This is a genomic window from Winogradskyella sp. ECml5-4 (genome assembly GCF_036903175.1).
Taxonomy (GTDB): domain Bacteria; phylum Bacteroidota; class Bacteroidia; order Flavobacteriales; family Flavobacteriaceae; genus Winogradskyella; species Winogradskyella damuponensis.
This window is the reverse complement of the sequence record NZ_JAYJLF010000010.1, coordinates 102,401-117,939: the sequence shown is the minus strand read 5'-3', so window position 1 is coordinate 117,939 and position 15,539 is coordinate 102,401. Positions and strand designations below refer to the sequence as shown.

General features: G+C 32.8%; 17 protein-coding genes. 8 read left to right on the top strand and 9 right to left on the bottom strand.

The window, feature by feature from the left end; translation table 11 throughout:
• Positions 1-468: 468 nt before the first annotated feature.
• The 6 genes from VDP25_RS12070 (at position 469) to VDP25_RS12045 (ending at position 5,426) form a co-directional block, all read left to right on the top strand.
• Complete coding sequence (locus VDP25_RS12070) at positions 469-846, top strand: hypothetical protein (protein ID WP_334470089.1); 378 nt, start codon at positions 469-471, stop codon at positions 844-846.
• A 222-nt stretch (positions 847-1,068) separates the two neighbouring features.
• Positions 1,069-1,605: a hypothetical protein gene (locus VDP25_RS12065; RefSeq protein WP_334470087.1), complete on the top strand. Its 537-nt coding sequence runs from the start codon at positions 1,069-1,071 to the stop codon at positions 1,603-1,605.
• Positions 1,592-2,527: an RluA family pseudouridine synthase gene (locus VDP25_RS12060; protein ID WP_334470085.1), complete on the top strand. Its 936-nt coding sequence runs from the start codon at positions 1,592-1,594 to the stop codon at positions 2,525-2,527. The genes VDP25_RS12065 and VDP25_RS12060 overlap by 14 nt, the downstream gene beginning before the upstream one ends.
• 282 nt (positions 2,528-2,809) lie before the next feature.
• Positions 2,810-3,556, top strand: a complete 747-nt coding sequence (locus VDP25_RS12055; RefSeq protein WP_334470083.1) for a class I SAM-dependent methyltransferase — start codon at positions 2,810-2,812, stop codon at positions 3,554-3,556.
• Between the two features lie 83 nt (positions 3,557-3,639).
• A complete protein-coding gene (locus tag VDP25_RS12050; RefSeq protein ID WP_115817482.1) occupies positions 3,640-4,047 on the top strand; it encodes a hypothetical protein in 408 nt (135 codons plus the stop codon).
• Positions 4,048-4,145: 98 nt separating this feature from the next.
• Entirely contained in the window at positions 4,146-5,426 is a 1,281-nt protein-coding gene (locus tag VDP25_RS12045; RefSeq protein WP_334470076.1) for an APC family permease, read from the top strand.
• On the opposite strand, the gene VDP25_RS12040 is transcribed toward VDP25_RS12045, so the two are convergent.
• From VDP25_RS12040 to VDP25_RS12025, 4 genes are all read right to left on the bottom strand, one after another.
• Complete coding sequence (locus VDP25_RS12040; RefSeq protein ID WP_334470074.1) at positions 5,423-6,109, bottom strand: peptidoglycan DD-metalloendopeptidase family protein; 687 nt, start codon at positions 6,107-6,109, stop codon at positions 5,423-5,425. The two genes, VDP25_RS12045 and VDP25_RS12040, sit on opposite strands and share 4 nt — an antisense overlap.
• 110 nt (positions 6,110-6,219) lie before the next feature.
• A complete protein-coding gene (locus tag VDP25_RS12035; protein ID WP_334470072.1) occupies positions 6,220-7,773 on the bottom strand; it encodes a hypothetical protein in 1,554 nt (517 codons plus the stop codon).
• Positions 7,774-7,900: 127 nt separating this feature from the next.
• Complete coding sequence (locus VDP25_RS12030; protein ID WP_334470070.1) at positions 7,901-8,470, bottom strand: hypothetical protein; 570 nt, start codon at positions 8,468-8,470, stop codon at positions 7,901-7,903.
• A complete protein-coding gene (locus VDP25_RS12025) occupies positions 8,454-9,041 on the bottom strand; it encodes an RNA polymerase sigma factor (protein WP_334470068.1) in 588 nt (195 codons plus the stop codon). The genes VDP25_RS12030 and VDP25_RS12025 overlap by 17 nt, the downstream gene beginning before the upstream one ends.
• Before the next feature lie 181 nt (positions 9,042-9,222).
• Here VDP25_RS12025 and VDP25_RS12020 point away from each other — a divergent pair, with 181 nt between their 5' ends.
• Together VDP25_RS12020 and meaB are read left to right on the top strand one after the other, a co-directional pair.
• Positions 9,223-9,789: a DUF2911 domain-containing protein gene (locus VDP25_RS12020; protein ID WP_334470066.1), complete on the top strand. Its 567-nt coding sequence runs from the start codon at positions 9,223-9,225 to the stop codon at positions 9,787-9,789.
• Positions 9,790-9,816: 27 nt separating this feature from the next.
• Positions 9,817-10,896 carry a methylmalonyl Co-A mutase-associated GTPase MeaB gene (meaB, locus tag VDP25_RS12015; protein ID WP_334470064.1) on the top strand — a complete coding sequence of 360 codons (1,080 nt, stop codon included), beginning with the start codon at positions 9,817-9,819 and terminating at the stop codon, positions 10,894-10,896.
• Between the two features lie 69 nt (positions 10,897-10,965).
• Here the strand turns inward: meaB and VDP25_RS12010 are convergent, their stop codons facing one another.
• The 5 genes from VDP25_RS12010 to VDP25_RS11990 form a co-directional block, all read right to left on the bottom strand.
• On the bottom strand, positions 10,966-11,532 hold the full coding sequence (locus VDP25_RS12010; protein ID WP_334470062.1) for a phosphatase PAP2 family protein: 567 nt from the start codon (positions 11,530-11,532) through the stop codon (positions 10,966-10,968).
• Positions 11,532-11,759, bottom strand: a complete 228-nt coding sequence (locus VDP25_RS12005) for a hypothetical protein (RefSeq protein ID WP_215924224.1) — start codon at positions 11,757-11,759, stop codon at positions 11,532-11,534. Before VDP25_RS12005 ends, VDP25_RS12010 begins: the two co-directional genes overlap by 1 nt.
• Before the next feature lie 120 nt (positions 11,760-11,879).
• The gene (locus VDP25_RS12000) at positions 11,880-13,259 is read right to left on the bottom strand and encodes an MATE family efflux transporter (protein ID WP_334470059.1); all 1,380 of its coding nucleotides are present in this window, start codon (positions 13,257-13,259) and stop codon (positions 11,880-11,882) included.
• A 108-nt stretch (positions 13,260-13,367) separates the two neighbouring features.
• A complete protein-coding gene (locus VDP25_RS11995) occupies positions 13,368-13,877 on the bottom strand; it encodes a DUF3124 domain-containing protein (protein ID WP_334470057.1) in 510 nt (169 codons plus the stop codon).
• A gap of 131 nt (positions 13,878-14,008) precedes the next feature.
• On the bottom strand, positions 14,009-15,481 hold the full coding sequence (locus tag VDP25_RS11990) for a potassium/proton antiporter (protein ID WP_334470056.1): 1,473 nt from the start codon (positions 15,479-15,481) through the stop codon (positions 14,009-14,011).
• Between the last annotated feature and the right edge of the window lie 58 nt (positions 15,482-15,539).

Sequence of the window (15,539 nt, the reverse complement as noted above, 5' to 3'; positions counted from 1 at the left end):
CAAATTTAAACACTTAACCTCACAATAAACGCAGCACAACAAACAATCAAAATACACCATACACAGACCTTTAAACGTCATAAAACCCCTTCCCTATACAATAGATTAGCGCTATAAATTCAGATATTTTTATTATTAACGAGATCCTACTGCATTCTAAAAACAAAGAATGCAAAGTAAGGGTTATAGCGTGGTTATAGCATGCTTATAACAAACTTATAGCACCATTCTATCAGGTTACAACAGGAGCAAATTAGACCTAAACATCACCAAAACTCTTAATAGATCTTTAATAACAACACACATCATATAGCGTTACCTACCTACTTACCAAAATCCTCGTGAATTTTATATTTGGTTTTTATTCACTAACTTACAGACCTACAACACGCTAATAACCAAACAGATAAACACAGATATCAGCACCAAATTAAACGTAAGATTGAGAAACCATTAAAACCATTAGATATGAAAATCAACAAAAAAAGTATTCCAATTGCAATGGAAGGCCCAGGAACTGTAATGCGAACCCAAGATAACTTTGGAGGAATGACTGTATGTTTTAACGAATTACCTAAAGGAACGGATTTCACCCCCTTACTTAATGGATTAGATAATAATAGTTGCCACTGTCCGCATTGGGGTTATGTGTTGAGCGGAAAACTACTTGTAAAATATGACGACGGAAAAGAAGAAATACTTTCTGATGGTGATGTTTATTATCTACCAAACGGACACACAGCAATAGTTCAAGAAGATGTAAAGCTAATTGAGTTCAGCCCTTCCAAAGAATTTAATGACGTCATGACACACGTTGGAAAAAAGATGGCTGAATTAGGTGGCTAATAAAACCGTCTTACAATACATTACATAGCCATTAAAAGTTTATTATCAATGAGAAGTAGACTATATGATCAATAAACGATGAAAGCCTATTATTTGTAATTGTTTTTTTATCAAAATCTATCAGAAAACTTCTGATGTAAAAACACGCTCAATATAACACATCATTTTTTTATTATATATTTACTTCTAATACCTACTTATGAATTTGAAAATAAAATAATTATGAAACCCAGACTACCTTACCTTATCACACTATTACTTGCTATTACTATTAGCGCCTGTTCTCCTGAAGAAAATGCCAGCATTGCACCAGAAGACACAAATGAATTTATATATAGTAATATAAGCTACCCTTTAACTTCTGCCATAATTAACAACGACAATAATGCTAACAGCCTTGGAATTCGTTTGTTTAACAAAACGAGTTCGCAAATCACTAGCAATGTAGATCTAGACGATATTGCCTATGTGTATTTTAACTTAGGTACTGAAAGCATACAGAATACCACTTATAATAACATTGAAAATTATGCCATTTCAATTAATGGATCTATTGTAGATAGCGAATTTAATCCTGAAACCATACTTCTGTCTAACAATGATCCAGATTCTGATGTCTATGCACAATCTGGCTCTGTTACCGTTACTAATTTTACAGCATACAATATTGTTTTCACCTTTACTTTTACTAGAACCGATGGACAAGTAATTACTGGACGTTATGATGGTAATTATTTAGCACCAAATGGCATCAATTAAACGTGAAATTAAAGACACTATCAACCTAACCGAAACACATATTGCGCCTAGTTTACCACACCCAATTCGATTACAAGAATATAGTGTTGGTCTTTTTAAGTCTGCATTAACGAAGTCAGCATTAAAGAAAGTACTTAAGAAAAACCACATAACGGTTAATGAGCACATAGCGACTTCGGCAACTCTCATAAATGGAGGTGAACACATCACCATTTCTATTCCGAAAGATATAAACCCAACTCACACACTCATTTTTCCGCTCACAGTGTTGTTTGAAGATGATTATTTAGCAGCACTACACAAACCTGCTGGTATTTTGGTGAGTGGTAATACGTTTAAAACCATGTCTAATGCCTTAGCCCAGAACATAAAGCGAAGTACACGTTATGATGCTGCAAGACCTCAGCCTGTGCATCGCTTAGATTTTGCAACTACGGGAATTTTATTAGTGGGAAAAACAAGCTCAAGCATTAGAGCTTTAAACCAAATTTTTGAAGCTAAAACCATTCATAAAACCTACTATGCTGTGACTATTGGAGATATGGAAGCAGAAGGTACAATTACATCTAACATTGATGATAAACCGTCACAGTCTCATTATAAAGTCTTAGAATCTGTAGCGTCTAAAAGATTTGGTACACTAAATCTAGTAAGTCTAAAACCATTGACAGGCAAACGACATCAGTTGCGCAAACACCTTTATAGCATTAACCATCCCATACTTGGAGATAAAGACTATGGTATTGCAGATTTAATTTTGAAAGGCAAAGGCTTGTACTTACACGCTTATTCTTTAAGTTTTAATCATCCTTTTACAAATGAAACAATGCATTTAAAAGATGATTTCCCTAAACGCTTTAAAAAATTGTTTCCTTCTAAAATAGCAGAAATTATGGCTAATAATACTAGTCTCCATTACTGAGATAAAACCATCTTGTCTATTTTAATGCGCTCTATAAGTATGCTTATTTCATAAAAAAACTTAATACATAGATTTACAAAACGTTAGTTCTTTTGCGTTTAACCTTCGTTAATTAAGATTAAATGCAAAAAACAAGGTTGAACACATCAAAAACCCACCTCAAACACTGATTGTTAATAACTTAAAAAAAACTAAATTTTTTTAATGTTTAATATTTCCTATTTTTAAAAAGCTATAAATCAACTAATTGACATATGTCAATAATAAAAATGGGGAAAACAAATGACAGCCAACGTACAAAACTTAAACGCTGAGCGCTATTCAAATGAAGTATTTGAATTATGGGCCAACCAACAAAATCTGAATAAATCTGAAGATTATTTATTAAAAAAATACATCACTGACACTTCTAAACATGTATTAGAAGCCGGAACAGGAGGCGGAAGACTTTCTTTTTATATTGAAGAAAAAGGATTTAATAATATTTCTGCATTTGATGTGGTACCTAATATGATAGCGCACGCCAAAAAACGAGCGAGCACCAATGACTCTAATATTAATTTTAGTATCTCTGATGCTGCTGTTTTAGAAAATTATGAAAGTAATTCCTTTGACTATTTAGTGTATCTGCAACAAGTACTGTGCTTTATAGATAAAAAAGATTTGTTTACTAATGCACTAAAGGAAGCTTATCGTGTTGCTAAAAAGGATGCTATTGCTATGTTTTCGTTTTTAGATTATGAATCTAAAATATATAATCCTGCTTTAAGTTCTTTCGTAAATGTATTAAGAAAACTGCGAAACGAAGAACAGTCTAGTCGTCATCTTCCTTGGCTAAAAATAAATAATGACATTAATTGGAAACTGTTTCATAAAAACCAACCCAAAACCTATTGGGTAAAACGCGCAGAAATAACGTCGTTACTAGAAGACATAGGTTTTTCTATTGAAGAAGTTAAAAATGCCAATCAGTTTTCAAACAATACAGGTAAACGTAAAGGTATTCTTTATGTGGTGTGTAAAAAATAGCATAACACAACTAAAAACGTAAAATCAAATTGGTTTTTAACATTTTTTATTACCTTAAACCCTCTAACTAATCAAGTCGGTTTATGAAAAACGTTTTAGCAACCATAATTGGGTTTATTGTCGCATCTCTAACTGTTTACATTTTTGAATCATTTATAGGACATAATTTATTTCCATTACCAGAAGGTGCAAACCCTATGGATATGGAATGGATAACAAACAATATGGATAAAATCCCTATGGGTTCTAAGATATTTGTTGTTATTGGTCATTTTGCAGGTATTATAGCTGGTATGTTTGTTGCTGCTAAAATTTCTAAACAAAGCATGATCCCTTCTTATATTGTAGGTATACTTATGCTAGCAGCAACCATCTTCAATATTATTATGCTACCAAAAGAATTATGGTTTTCACTTTCTGATGGATTGCTAGCTATAGCTGGCTTCTTAATCGGGAAAACGCTGGCTCAAAAACAAATACAGAAAACTTAGTTAAGCAATTTTGTTATTGACGGATTGTAATAATTATTATAATGCTCAATCATAGCACTATAAATCAATAAGGATAAACGCATAAACTAAGTTATTAAGTGGCAGGCAAAATAAGTTTAAGGGATGCAATTTCAATTGGTATTGGAGGCATGGTTGGTGGAGGTATCTTCGCTGTACTTGGTTTAGCCGTTTCCATAGCACATGGAGGAACTCCAATCGCTTTTTTATTTGCAGGTCTATTGGCATTAATTACATCGTATAGTTATGTAAAACTATCCCTAAAATATCCTGACAGAGGCGGCACTGTTAAATTTATCAATCAAGGCTTTGGTGTTTCAATTTTTAGTGGAGCCATTAATAATTTACTTTGGGTAAGTTATATCATTATGCTCTCGTTGTACGCTTCTGCTTTTGGATCGTATGCTCCTAATTTGTTAGAGCTAACATCAAACAAAACTGTCGACTTTCATATTTACGCAAGTGCCATTATCATCCTCGCCACTGCCATAAACTATTACAGTATTGCTGTTGTTGGAAAAATAGAATCTTACGCGGTGATTATAAAACTGATTATTTTAATTGGTTTTATTGGAATTGGTGCTTATGGTCTTATTGGGAATCCCAATATGTCACAATTGGCAATTTCTAATTGGGAAACACCTGTACAATTATTTGCAGCAGGTATGGTGATTTTTGTGGCTTATGAAGGTTTTGAATTAATTGCCAACGCAGCTCCAGATATTGTAAATCCTAAAAAAAATATTCCACGTGCGTATTATTACTCCGTAATTTTTGTAATAATTCTATATATAATCATTGCCATTGTAACTGTAGGCTCACTTCCTTTTGATAAAATAGCAAAAGCCGAAGATTATGTTTTAGCAGAAGCGGCAAAACCCATGTTAGGAAAAATTGGATTTACTATCATTACCATTGCAGCGCTCATCTCTACATTTTCGGCCATTAATGCCTCCTTATATGGAGGTAGTCGTGTTAATTTTGAAATTGCAGAAGATGATGAATTACCACATCACTTTACATCTAAACTATGGAATCAACCCATTGGTTTACTTGTCACAGCGATTGCTACATTAATTTTAGTGAATATTTTAGATTTAGAAAGTATATCTACTGCCGGAAGTGTTGGGTTTATACTCATTTTTGGCATCGTTAATTTTGTGGGTTTTAAAACCGCTAAAGACACGAGTAGTAATAAAATAATTCCGTTAGTGGGTTGTACGCTTTGCGTATTAGCTTTGGTGACATTAATTAATCAACAGTACAAATCTAACCTTACAGGTGTGCTCGTTTCTGGGGCAATAATTGCTTTATGCTTTATTGTGGAATGGATGTATAAAACTTCTGAAAAGAAAGCTTAATATAGCTTCAATAGTAAATTAGGATCAGGACAATTCTCTTTATAAAATTCTAAATCTAACAAACTACTCACTCCAGGATAATCTCCTTTACATTCTTGGATATCCTTTATAATTTGAAAATGTAAATGCGGAGGATAATCACCATTGATCTCTGCCGTTCCAAGTGTTGCGATTGGGTCTCCTTGGGTTACTTCTACTCCAACGTCTAAATCCTCAATAGATTCTAAACTAAGATGACCATAGAGTGTATAAAATTCAAATTCTTCAATGTGATGTTTCAAAACAATAGTTGGTCCGTAATCACCATAATTGGTATTGTTTTTAAAACTATGAATGGTTCCTGATAAAGGCGCAAAAATTGGAGTTTCGGCTTCTATCCAAAGATCCAATCCTAAATGAATGTTACGTTCCGTGTCAGAATTTGTTTGATTAAAATAGTTACTACGTTGGTAAATCGCTCGTTTTTCTAGGTAACCTCCATAAGCGATTTTGGCATTGTTGGTGTTTATATGATTCCAGATGAATTTTTCTAAATCCTTAGAATTAGAAACATTAACAGCCTTTAATTCTGAATTATCAACGGATAAATCTAAAGGCATATATAATGCTTTTGGTATTGAAGGATCCACTAAAGGATGGACGTCAAGGGACTGTAAGAAACTTTCAAAAGAAGAAAATAGCATAAAAACAAAATTTCCATAAAAATAGGAAATCTATCTTATGGAAAACAGGAAGAGTAAACAGATTCTAAAAATGTTAGATTCAGTATTGGTTGCTGAGCAAAGCCAATGTATTAATTAATAATCACATTACTAAATTTGGCATTCACCATAATATTTCGGTTAGAACTTTGTCCATCTGGATAATTGCGAAGTGTTTTTTGTGTTGTTACTTTATTATTGTACCTAGAACGGTTGCCTTTAAAATAAAGGGTATAATCTATATCTTTTGGTAAATTAATAAGCGCATCGCTATTTTCTAAAACCAAATTGAGATTTTTAAAAGTGGCACTTAAATTGGAAATTGTTAAATCGCCAAAACTCCCATCAATAATAGCCGTGTCTATTAAATTACCTACCGTTACATTAGACGATTTAGAATTTAGCACTAAATTTTGAGCCGTTTTAATCTGAGCTTTATCCACAAAATTGAGATTTAAAGTCCCCAAATTCCAAGTATTCACCATTACCGGAGAATAGGATACATTGATGGAAGTCTCGCTTCCATCAATGTATTCTGCTACTAAAAATGAATGTGAAATATCACCTTTCATATTGTGTATTGCAGATGTTATTTTTAATTCACCATGTCTAATATTAGTCTTTAGTTTGGCTTTCTTGGGGATTCTAATTTTAATCACCTTTTTTATTTTACTATTGTTTCCCGATTCTAATCGCTTCATATAAACAGAAGTTCTTCTATCCGCTAGATGTTCATGTCGCTTGGCAAGTGCTTCCTGTCTTTTCTCTAAAGACTCACCTCTTTTCTCCATAGCTTCTGCCCGTTTTTCCATTTGTTTCTCCAAGCGCTCTCCCCAAACTTCCATTTTTTCTTCCCATTCTTTTCCGAATTTTTCACCAAATTCCTCACCCCATTTCTCTATATCCTTACCGTACTTTTCTCCAAATTTCTCTCCCCATTTCTCCATATCCTTCGCCCATTTACCTTCAAAGCGTTTGGCATAGTCTTCTCCCCATTTTTTCATTTTTTCTTGGTAACCCGATTCCCCAAACTTCCGTGCCCAGTCTTCCATTTTTTTCTGAAATTCTTTTCCACCTTGCTTTTCATACTTTTTACTCCATTCTGCTAAGTACTTTTCACCATCTTTTTGGTAACGGTCATAATCAAATTCTATAGTAGTTACTCCTTTTGGTAAGGTTGGTAACTTTGGCATCACTGGCATGTCGGGCATCTCTGGTACCATTGGCATTTCTACTAGTTCTGGTAGCATTGGCATCATTGGCATTTCTGGCATTTCTGGTAATTCGATTAATTGGTACTCTAATTCTTTTAAGGCATTAGAATACTCTGAATGCGGAAATAATGCAGAACTGCTTCCTCCTGTTGAAGATATAAGCACGCTGTTACTTGAGCCTTCTACTTTTAAATTCCAGTTTTCTAAAGCGTCTTTTAATTCGGCATCAGATAATTTATCGCCTTCAATATAAGCCTCAACGCCTACCACATCTTTGTTCCATGTATCTATTTCTATCTCTACATAACTAGTATTTAAATCGACAACGACCTCTTTGTTCACTTTGATCGATTGCGATGTTTTAGTCATCTTTTTTTGTGCAAAACCCAATGTGGTTATTAGGCACATTACTAAAATTCTAATGTTGTTCATAATTCTTGATTTTTAGAAATACCCAGAACAACTGAGTAAATTCTGTTCGTTTTTTGATTTGATTGATTTATTTATTTATTTATTTATTTATTTATTTATTTTATACAACTTTAAATACAATGTTTTTCTAAACACGTTCTTCAGAAAAGGCATCGTCATTAAACTCTTGTAATTTATCTTTTAGTCGCATGACTAAATTGAGTCTAAATTTTAAATTATTAATTAAGGCATCTAAAGTGGCTTCATTGGGGCCATTGGTATTTAACTCAATGGTTAGTGTTTTGTATTCATCATTTAACTCTTTTAGCCGTTCCACATAACCATCAAATAATTCCTTATTCTCTGGGGTGAGTTGTACTTTAGATAATTCTAAATTAATGCTGGCCAAATAATAATCTTCCACTTTTTTTAAATCTGGTGAAACATCTCCTAAGGATTTCATTTCGGTATTAACAACCTTTATTGGTTCTACCGATTCTACAGGAAGCTTTAAATACTTATAGCCACCATAACCTAAACCTAACAGCAACACAACACTTGCAGCGATATTTAAAATCTTTAATCTGCTGGCTGATTTTTGCTCCTTTGGAAATTCATTTTCTAATTTTTGAAGAAAACGTGCTTCATGACCTTTAGACATTTTTATATGTTGATCTTTTTGGTCTTCTTCAAATAAATTTCTAAGATCTTGTCCCATTCTTTTTTAATTTTAAGGCGTTCTTTAATTTTTGTTTTCCTCTAGATAACTGTGTCCGCGATGCGATTTCAGAAATATTCAAAATTTCAGCTATTTCTTTATGGTCGTAACCCTCTATTAAATACAATAACACCACAAACTTGTATTTATCAGGCAAGATTTCTATCGCTCGTTTTACATCTTCAACTGTAATATCGTCTTCAACAGTCCAATCATCTTCGTTATTATCTTCAATAACATTCAAATGATACGCTTCTAATTCAACTATGCGCTGTTTTTTCGACTTTAAAACATCAATACATTTATTAATAACAATCCGTTTTAGCCAAGCTCCAAAACTAACTTCAGCTTTAAAATGCTCTAATTTTGAAAATGCATTTATAAACGCTTCTTGTACCACATCTTCTGCTTCCATCGTATCTTTTACAAATCGAAGTGCCACGATAAGCATGCCGTTACAGTATTGATTGTACAATTGCATCTGCGCTTGTCTATCATTCTGTTTGCATTTTTCAACAATATGAATTTGAAACGTACTGATTTTGGTTCTGTTTTTTGATTGGTTACACATTAAAGACGACACAAAAATTGAAGTGTTGCAAGAATCGTCAATAAAAAATTCAATTTTATAAGATTTACATAAAATTCAACGTTTGACATCTATAAAGTTAGGGATTTGAATTATCTTTAAATCTTGAATGCATAAGTTTGTATTCTAAATTTTTAACCCGAATTATTTAAGATTAACAACTATGTTAAAACGCCTCCTTATTTTCTTATCCATTTTAGCTTTAGGCTTGCTATTATATTCTGCATTTGTTGAAAATATTTTTTCACCTCGTTTAAGCCCGAAAGATTCTGCTGAAATTACACTTAACGATTTAAACTTAAAGGTAGAATACAACAGACCATCAAAACGTGAACGTATTGTTTTTGGAGCACTTGTACCTTTTGAAAAAGTATGGAGAACTGGGGCAAACGAAGCTACCACTTTTGAGACTAACAAAGATTTGATAATAGAAGGTATCCTTTTAAAAAAAGGAAAATATACCATTTGGACTGTTCCTATGGAACAATCATGGAAAGTCATGTTTAACACTAAACAGTATGATTGGGGTGTTAATGAAAAAATGGAGCCTATGTGGGATCCTAACTACGATGCCTTAGAGATTGAAGTTCCAACACAACAATTAGACGAAACAGTAGAAAAATTCACCATCGCTTTTGATAATAAAACAGGGAACTTAAAATTAACTATGGCTTGGGACAATACCTTAATTGAAGTGCCCATAGAAGAGCGTTCTAATACAAAATCTTAACCTTTTTACAACTTTATTAATAAAAAAGTGGCTAAGACCAATAAAACATATCAATCTGCTTTACAAGAACAAGATGGTGTTGAATCTCCTGATAGTTTAAGTGCCAACGTTGCTAAAATCATAAAAGCAAATCGTAAAAAACAACCTTCAGTAAAAGATTTAGTTTCGGGTATTACTTCAGGAAATATAACAGCTTTAAGTAGAGCTATTACCTTAATTGAAAGTACAAATCCTACACATTCAAAAAAAGCAAACGAAATAATTACCAAATGTTTACCCTATGCCAATAAATCTATAAGAATAGGTATTACTGGAGTGCCTGGTGTAGGCAAAAGCACCTTTATTGAAGCTTTTGGAATTCATTTAACGACTTTAAATAAAAAAGTTGCAGTCTTAGCTGTTGACCCAAGTAGTAGCTTAAGTAGAGGTAGTATTTTAGGTGACAAAACCCGAATGGAAGATTTGGTAAAAAACCAAAATGCATTTATAAGACCCTCACCTTCTGGTGATTCTTTAGGTGGTGTAGCTAGGAAAACACGTGAGACTATAATTTTATGTGAAGCTGCCGGTTTTGACACTATTATAATTGAAACCGTTGGTGTAGGACAAAGTGAAACAGCCGTTCACAGTATGGTAGACTTCTTTTTATTATTAAAATTAGCAGGAGCTGGAGATGAGCTGCAAGGTATTAAACGCGGTATTATAGAAATGGCAGATGCCATAGTAATTAATAAAGCGGATGGAGAAAACATAAAAGCCGCAAAATCTGCAAAAGTAGAATTTAATAGAGCATTGCATTTATATCCTGCAAAAGCCTCGGATTGGTCGCCAAAAGTATCTTTATGTAGTGCTCTTAAACGTGAAGGCATCTCTGATGTTTGGACTATGATTGAAGATTACACCAAAACGACTTCAGAAAACCAATATTTTGAAACTAACAGAAATAATCAAAATAAATTTTGGTTACTCCAAACTATAGAAGACCGTTTAAAATCTAAGTTTTATAATTCAGCTAAGATAAAAGTTGAATTACCAATGCAAATCGCTTTAGTTGAAACAGGAAAAACAACGCCTTTCGCTGCCGCTGAATACTTACTTTCACTTTAGAGCAAAATAGAAAAGGTTTTTGTTTTAACTTAGATTACAAAACGAAGAAATAAGCTTACAAAGCCGGAATTAACGCATATATCTTTTAATAAGATAATTGTGCAACTTATAAAACCCAAAACCAGATAAAGCTCCAAAAGTTAAACCACATAACAAATCTAACGGATAATGTACTCCAACATAAATGCGACTATAAGCCACAACTAAACTCCAAAGTATTAAAACATATATAAGATTCTTAAAATAAGGTTTTAATATTAGACCAGCGAAAATCGCAGCAGCCATAGAATTGGAGGCATGTCCTGAGAAAAAGCCATATAAACCACAACGAGGCGCTATAAAACGTGTAAAGTCCATCACTCCTTCTGCTCTACAAGGCCTTGGACGCTGAAAAGTATACTTAAAAAGATTCGTGATTTGATCGGTAAATGTGATCATAGCAGCAATAACAAAGACCATTAATAGCAATGTTTTCCAGCCGTATTTTTTAAAAATCACATATAATAATAGAGCATACAACGGAATAAAAGTTAGCTTATTGGTTATAACTAACCATAAACCATCCCAAGACTCAGACCCTAAATTATTAAGGAACAAGAAAAGTTCTTCATCGTATTGTATAAGTTGGTCTAGCATTACTCGTCGTATCTCGCAATTTCTCTATCGTAGAAATCTGTTGCTTGTTGAATGTAGTTCTCAGTTTCCGTTTCTAATTCTTTTTCATCGTGCTGATCGAATTCTTCAAACCATTCTACCTCATCATTTTCAAGATTAATAATAAAACGAGGAAATTCTGTATGTATAATAAATATGGCATTAGGATAATCTGTATTGTCTCCTAATATAAATTTTGGTAGTTCCATTTTTTTTGAATTGTGTATTTAAAAACCCGAAGCTTTCCGAATTTAAGTTACAAATATATAGATTTTGAATGAGCTACTCGACTAATATTAAAATATCAAAACACCAATAAAAATCACCCGTTAGTTAGATGATTTAACTATAAGTTTCTTAGTCAGCAAATTAAATCTAATAAACAAGAGAATAGCGGCTACAGTTAATCCTGCAATTAATCCAATCCAAATACCAAGACTTCCATAAGCTTCTGCTTTCCCTAAATAATAACTAATAGGAAAACCTACAACCCAATACGAAATAAAAGTAATTATGGTTGGAATTTTTACGTCTTGTAAACCACGTAAAGCGCCAAGTGCAATAACTTGAAGACTATCACTTATCTGAAAAACAGCTGCTGTTAATAATAATGTAGCTGCAATCTTTACGACTTCTGCTGTATCTACTGCATTTTCAGGATCATCTAAATCGACATACAAATCAGGAAGCATTTGATGAAACGCCACAAAGAGTAAGGCAAAAATCACCGCAAAAATAAAACCGACTAAGAATATAGATTCTGCTATACGTTTTAAAGCTTTAAAATCTTTTAATCCTTTTTGATTTCCTACCCTAACCATAGCAGCAACGCTCAATCCTGTTGCCACCATAAAAGTCATTGAGGATAAATTTAATGCAATTTGATTAGCTGCTTGAGCATTTGCCCCCAATGTTCCACTTAACCATATAGCTGCCGTAAAAATACCAACTTCAAAAAACATTTGCATAGCACTTGGCAGTCCTAGATTGCTTAGTTTTTTAATAGGCTGTTTACTTAATTGAAAGAACTTTAGATTAGTCACATACGCTTTCGATTTTTCGCGTTTAGCTAGTAACCACCATAAATAAGCTACCATAACAAAACGAGAAACTAAGGTTCCAACTGCGGCTCCAACTATACCCATTTCAGGAAAACCAAACTTTCCAAAAATCAACACATAATTAATAGCGACGTTTAGTAAATTGGCAACTATTGTAGCATACATAGGGTATTTGGTTAGCGACAAACCATCACTAAATTGCTTAAATGCCTGAAAAATGATTAATGGCACTAAAGAAAATGCCACCAAGTCTAAATAAGGAATAGCCAAATTCACGACTTCTTCTGGCTGATCCATAATATACATCAAAGGTTTAGCAAATAATAAGATGCCAAATAAAATCAATCCTAAAACTGTACAAAGAAAAAGGCCATGTTTAAACACTGACTTTCCTTTTTCAAAATTTCCTTCAGTATCAGCTTCTGCCACTAAAGGTGTAATGGCTGTGGAAAAACCAATTCCTATAGACATGGCAATAAAAATAAAGCTGTTACCTAAAGATACTGCTGCTAATTCTGCTGCACCTAATTGGCCTACCATGATATTGTCTATAAAGCTCACAAAGGTATGACCAAGCATACCCAACATCACAGGAGATGCAAGTTTAAGATTGTATCTAAATTCTTTAGTGTAGTTGCTTAAAACCATGGCGCAAAAGTAATACTTCCATTTAGTTTTAAGAATGAATAATTTGGTAAATGATAAGGGGCTTTTAAAATTTTAACAGGTCTTTATAATTCTCAAAATAAAAGGTTATTAATCAATTCTTTTAGCTTGTGTTAAAAAAGATAAACCTTGCTGACCAGACGTAGAAGTCATCACTCCTTCAAAAATGGGTTCAGGGCAATTTTTAGGTGTTTTCCAATCAAAAATAAAATTACCACCTGTACCACCTGCATCATCTACTTCGTTGATAATAATATCTATGGTTTCCATAGGAGTTAAATAAGCAGGTTTGTCAATATACGTTTTTAACAAGGTGCCATGTGTATCATAATAGTCGACTTTAGACAAATAAATAGTGTCTTTAGCACTTGTATTTCTTATACTTATCATCGCTGTAAGATTATACGTTTTGTGCTGTGAATAACTATAGATTTGAGAATAAACAGACAAATATGATTTCCCCACTTCTAACGAATCTGAAGGTTTTATAGTGGCTTCTCTGGCGTTCCAATTAACTTTTTCATATTCTTCCTTACCTAAAATATCATTGCAAGAGTAAAAACCAAAAAGCACTATAAGTAAAGTTATTATTTTTTTCATGATGTGATATTTGATATATGATAGGTTATAAAATAATAGATTGGAAGTTAATTTAATTATAACGATAAATTTTAAAACTGCAAATAAAAATTAAATAATATTAGTTACGAAGCTAAAGTGAAATACCAATCTTAACCTATTAAAGCTTGATTAAGTATTTCTTTTACATCACTTAAGCTATCTTCATTATCTAATAGAAGCACTAGAGTATCATTAGCTTCAATAACTGTAGAACCTCCCGGACGCACAAACTTATCATTACGCTTAATCATTACAATAAATGCAGACTTAGGAAAATGTAAATCTATAATTCGTTTGTCTACCGCAAAACTATTAGGTGGTATTAAGATTTCTTCCATTGCTGATTTAGGCAAGTTAAGAATATAACGATCGTTCTCTGCAATAGGTTTTACTTCTTCTGGCAACGCCACATTTAGCCATTTTGCAAAAAGCGATAAGGTTGTTCCTTGAATTAAAACAGAGGTTACAGAAATAAAGAAGACAATATTAAATATCATATTGGCTTTATCAATGCCTGCCAAAAGCGGATAGGTGGCAAACACTATAGGAACGGCACCACGTAACCCCACCCACGAGATATAAAACCGTCTTCTCATTTTCATTTTAAAAAAGATGAGACTTATAAATACAGCAGCTGGTCGTGCAACAAGAATTAAGAATACTGAAATTAACAATCCTATGCCCATATAAGGAATAATATGCGACGGAAAAACAAGTAAGCCTAAGGTAAGGAATAATACAATTTGCATTAACCATGCTATCCCATCAAACATTTTAAGAATTGTAGATTTATGGATTAAATCTTGGTTTCCTAAATACACTGCACATATATAAATGGCGAGAAATCCATTTCCTCCAACAAAATCAGTTGCAGAAAATGTAATAAACATTAGCGCAATTACCAAAACAGGATAAAGCCCTTCAAAACCTAATTTAATTCTATTGATAATAATCTTACTCAATTTACCAAAGGCAAAACCAGCAATACCACCTAAGATCATTTGCTGAAAAAACATTAGAACCATGGTAAAAACACTCTGGTCTTGATTAATAACTAAACTTAAACAAGCCAACGTTAATACATAAGCCATGGGATCATTACTTCCACTTTCTAACTCTAATGTTGGTCTTAAATTTGTTTTTAATGCTAAGTTTTTGGAACGCAAAATAGAAAAAACAGCTGCTGCATCTGTAGAAGACACAATAGATCCCAACAACAAACTTTCATAAATAGTAAAATCGGTAACAAACCAAACAAAGACACCAAGAGTTGCTGCGGTAAGAAATACTCCTAGAGTAGACAAGACCAAACCTTCTTTAAGAATGGGTTTTATGGCTTTAAAATTGGTATCTAGACCACCAGAAAACAATATAAAGTTAAGAGAGACAATACCTATAAACTGTGCTAATTTAGGATCATCAAAACGAATACCACCAATACCGTCTGAACCGGCTAACATCCCTATTGCTAAAAAAAGTATTAATGTTGGTACCCCAAATTTATAAGATGTTTTTCCTACTATAATACTTATAAAAAGTAAAAGAGAACCTATTAAGAGGATGTTTTCAGTGGTTAAATTCATACGCTACTAGTTAAAATTAGTAAGCACAAATTTAGGTTTTTTATTAAAAAAAAATAAG